The following is a 1,217-nucleotide window of genomic DNA, read 5'->3' as shown; positions in this document are numbered from 1 at the left end:
ATTAACGCCTCCTCAATTAGCGAAGTTCGCAAATTCAAGCTAGAATTTGTGCCTAAAAAGCTAACCTTTACCCAATCAATCGATTTCAAAGCATCTCTTACGCGCTCCCTTACATTCTCATCGTTTGGCAAAATCACAATGCCATAGCCCCGCCTATGTGGTAGTGATTCAAAGTCATCATAGATTTTCATCTGTGGCTTTCCGCTAGAGTGAAAGCAAGTGCTTGGCAGGTATAAGTCGCATTTATAAAGCATTGCCTTGTTTCTCGTGCTTGAGCTTGTGCCACCATCGCTTAGAGAGTAGATTTTGATATAGTCTTTGCAGGTTTTTGGCGCACTTGGGGCGATATTTAGGGTTTTGTTTTCTATGAGCCTTTTGTGTGCCCAGATTTGAAAAAGTGTGGCTACTTCTACACTTTTGCCATTTGGATACACAAAACTATCTAGTGGGAGCTTTTCACTATGCACGAGTGTGAAATCCCTTATACGCTTTTTGGGGCTACCTTTGCCATCGCTATCAAACAAAGGTGGCAAGATAAACGCCACAAAATCCGCATAGTTTCCATTACCAAAATCGCTAGAATGATTGATAAATCGCAAGGCTAGATTCCCACGCAGTCCAAAGGGTGGATTGCCTAGCACGATATATTTTTTATGAGATATTTCGCTTTGCTCAATATGACAATGGTTGGGTATATGGCAAGCATTAGATTTTGTGCTAGATTTGTTCGCTTTTAGTTTGTTAGATTCTCTACTAGATTCGCCCTCTTTTGATTTACTAGATTTGCCACTAGATTCACACGCCTTTGGTGCAAATCCCAAAAAATTCTCACACAAAATCTCATCATTTTTGTATTCCAAATCAATCCCGATTCGAGACCCTTTTGGCATTAGCTCATAAAAGCTCAAATCCCCGCAACTAGGCTCGATAAAAGTGTATTGCGCTAAATTGATTTTGTGAATCTCTAAAAATTTGACAAAGCAATCATAGCAATATTTTGCCACTTCTTTTTTGGTAAAAAACTCATTATGTGAGCGAAAATCTATCTTTTGTAAGTCGTATTTGTTGCCTAGCAAAAAGTTTAAATCATATAGATATTCATTGGGGATTTTATTGGTAGCTTCCCACCGCTTCAAAGTGCCTGTGTGGAGGAAAAGTTTTTGTGCGATAATCTCTAGGGAATGCTCTAAGCGCAGTTCGTTATAGACGGCGGTAGC

1 protein-coding gene is annotated in these 1,217 nt (G+C 39.6%); it reads right to left on the bottom strand.

Translation table 11 applies throughout. The features are described 5' to 3' along the window. Nucleotides 1–1,217, bottom strand: a 1,217-nt coding sequence (locus tag CQA40_RS11770; RefSeq protein WP_258864557.1) for a hypothetical protein, incomplete at both ends; no start/stop codon positions are given.

The sequence above is a fragment of the Helicobacter sp. MIT 01-3238 genome (genome assembly GCF_003364135.1).
Classification (GTDB): Bacteria; Campylobacterota; Campylobacteria; order Campylobacterales; family Helicobacteraceae; genus Helicobacter_B.
Note: the sequence above shows the minus strand (reverse complement) of the source record. Positions and strands in the feature narration are given on the sequence as shown.